The 2,920-nt window shown below is 36.8% G+C and carries 4 protein-coding genes; all 4 read left to right on the forward strand.

The annotated features are described in order from the left end of the window. The first annotated feature begins 86 nt into the window (after window positions 1–86). Window positions 87–500, forward strand: coding sequence for an IS66 family insertion sequence element accessory protein TnpA (gene tnpA, locus BLV53_RS16725; RefSeq protein WP_090302756.1), 414 nt, complete (start codon window positions 87–89; stop codon window positions 498–500). After that, window positions 490–861: an IS66 family insertion sequence element accessory protein TnpB gene (tnpB, locus tag BLV53_RS16730; protein WP_090302757.1), complete on the forward strand. Its 372-nt coding sequence runs from the start codon at window positions 490–492 to the stop codon at window positions 859–861. Before tnpA ends, tnpB begins: the two co-directional genes overlap by 11 nt. Window positions 862–957: 96 nt before the next feature. Next, the gene (locus BLV53_RS16735; protein WP_090302758.1) at window positions 958–1,302 is read left to right on the forward strand and encodes a hypothetical protein; all 345 of its coding nucleotides are present in this window, start codon (window positions 958–960) and stop codon (window positions 1,300–1,302) included. A gap of 21 nt (window positions 1,303–1,323) precedes the next feature. Beyond that, on the forward strand, window positions 1,324–2,920 hold a 1,597-nt coding region (tnpC, locus tag BLV53_RS16740; protein ID WP_090302759.1), incomplete at its 3' end, for an IS66 family transposase.

Here is a 2,920-nt window from a genome sequence, read left to right on the forward strand (position 1 = left end):
GTAAGCGGCAAATATAAAGCTCTCGAATACGCCCTTTCAAATTAGTAGTATTAAAGAAAAACTACTGATTTGGAGGGCGTTTTGTTATGGATAAAAAAGTCATGGATGTTAGATTGAAGTCCTGGATACCAGTTTTTGAAGAACAAGCCAGAAGTGGATTAACTAAGCAAGCTTTTTGCGAGAAAAATAACATTAAGCGTGGCGATTTCTTTTACTGGCAGCGCCAAGCCAGGGAATATTTTCTTGATCAACAAGAGGAAACAAAATCATCAAGTAAAACTACAGAAAAAGAAGAAACAGCTCTAGGCTTTTATGAAATTTCAGCACCTAAAGCTGTATCCAAGCCTCAGACAGAAATTGTAGCTAAGACTTATGAGCCTTTGGTTCAAATGCCGTCATCTATAAGTATAAGTTACGGTGGATTCACCATAGAAATGCATGGTGAAGTGAATGAGCCAGCACTTTGTGCAATTCTTAAGGCGGTGAAACATGCTGACTGAGAAAGGTTTTACATTTTCAAAAGTCTATATCTTGATAGGAAAATCTGATCTTAGAAAAGGCATAGATGGTCTTTCTGCACTGGTTAAGCTCCATTACAATAAAAATCCTTTAGAAAAAGATACACTCTTCCTCTTTTGTGGCACCAGAAAAGACAGGCTAAAAGGTATCTTATGGACAGGCGATAGATTCATCTTGCTGTATATTCGCTTGGCAGAAGGCTCATTTCGATGGCCTAAATCTGAAGATGAAGCAAGGCAGCTTTCTGGTGATGAATTCATGAGACTTATGGAAGGCTTTGCTATTGACCCCTCTGTAGGTAAAAAACGTACTACCACTCCTATAGAATTCAGGAAAAAATAGACAAAACATAGTGGTGATTTACACATGTCTTTATCACTATGTTATTGACACTAGCATAGGTATGTTTTAAAATATACCTATGGAGGTGAGAAGGGAATGTCTATTGTAAAACACACAGATAAGCGCACTGGAGTGACCTATGTTTATGAATCAGAATCTTATTGGGACAAGGAAAAGAAACAACCTCGTTCTAAAAGAACTCTTATCGGTAAAATTGATGAGGCCACAGGCGAAATTGTTCCTACAGGTAAAAGTGGTCGTAGGAAATCTTCAGAAGAAAAACTGAATAATGAAAGCTCCTCTGTAATAACCGAACAGGTTGCTTCTCTTGCTGAAAAGGATGCCTTGATAACAGAACTCAAAGCTGAAATCAGGCAACTAAAAAAAGAAAAGCAGGATATTTTAAATGCACTTGAAGCTATTACAAGCAAATGGTCTTAAAATTTATGGGAGGATGCAAAATTGAGAGCAGATGTCGAAAAGTTTAAAAACCAAATATCGGGTTTTGACAAAGACGTTCTGCTCTTTCTTTGTGGGAAATTATTTGAGTACTATCTTGGTTTATCTGCGGAAAACACGCAGTTACAACGTAACATTGATGAATCAGCTTACATATACAATGAATTAAAGAAAAAATATGAGTCTTTTGAATCTGAAAACAAGCAGCTAAAAGAGCTTGTTGGTTTACTTCGTGACCAAATTGAACTTAAGAATAAAACACTGTTTGGAGCCACTACAGAAAAATTTGTTTCACTTGTTGAGGCCGCTGCCAATCATCCTGAAGAAATCGAGGATGAAAGCCAGGTTGAAGATGACGATGAATCAAAGGTAACAAACATTGATGACTATAAAAATGGTAAAGGAAAGGGTGCGAAAAAAGGAAAATCTTCTCACGGTAAAAAGAAGTCCAAGAGCAAGAAGGGGTATAACAGTAGCCTAAAAGAATCTATGGAAAAGCTTCCAAAGCAAATCAGCTATGATTTTGACCCTTCTTACTATGATGAAAAATACGGAGTTGGAAATTGGGGTGTTGCCTTCTGGCATGTTCATGAAACCATAGAAAAGATACCTGTGCCTTACTATGTGAAGGCGGTCTATACTCCAGTAATTAAAGTAAAGGATACAGGAGATATAATTACACAGCCTTATGAAAATCAACTTCTTGATAGATCTCATCTGTCACCGTCACTTCTTGCAGATATATTGTATGACAAGTATGTAAAGGGGATACCTTTATACAGACAGGCATTCAATTTTAAAATCTTCGATATAGGTATAATCAAGCAAACAATGGTTAATTGGGTAAATACCATTGTCCCAAGATATATGAGACATATCTGTAATCGTTTACTTGAAGAACTTCTTACCTATAATCACATCCAAAGTGATGAAACATATATAAAAGTTAATAAAGACGGGCGTTCTTCTTCATCTAAAAGCTATATTTGGGTGCATTGCAGTAGCGAGTTAATTAAGAATCCACCTATAATTATATTTTGCTATGAAAGAAGCCGAAGCACTGCACACTTACGTGACCTATTGGCTGAATTCAAAGGTTATATTACCTGCGATGCTTACATATCTTATCAGGTAATTGAAAAAGAGTCAGAAGGACGTATTAAAGCTACAGGATGTCACATGCATCTTAGAAGATATTTCGCACAGGCACTATTTGTAAATGATGTACTTTCTCTTTCCGAAGAGGAGCTCTATGCTCTTCCAGAAACCAAGGTTTTATTAAAAATTAGAGATATTTACTCTGAGGAGAATAAGCTTAGGGAACTTGATGTTCACGAAAGGCTACTGCGAAGAAAAAGCGATATAAAGCCTTTAATAAATGACTTGTTTGATTACATACATGAATTGGATGAGTCAAAAGAGGTGTATTCTGACAGACTCAAAAAGGCTATCGGATATGCTATCAATCAGGAGGAGCTTTTAAAAAGATTTCTTGAAGATGGCAACATTCCAATCGACAATGGAGCTGCTGAGAGAGCCATAAGAAGCTTTTCAGTGGGTAGAGTCAACTGGTTGTTTGCAGATACGCCTCTCGGTGCAG

The organism is Pseudobutyrivibrio sp. ACV-2, from assembly GCF_900107545.1.
Lineage (GTDB): Bacteria > Bacillota > Clostridia > Lachnospirales > Lachnospiraceae > Pseudobutyrivibrio.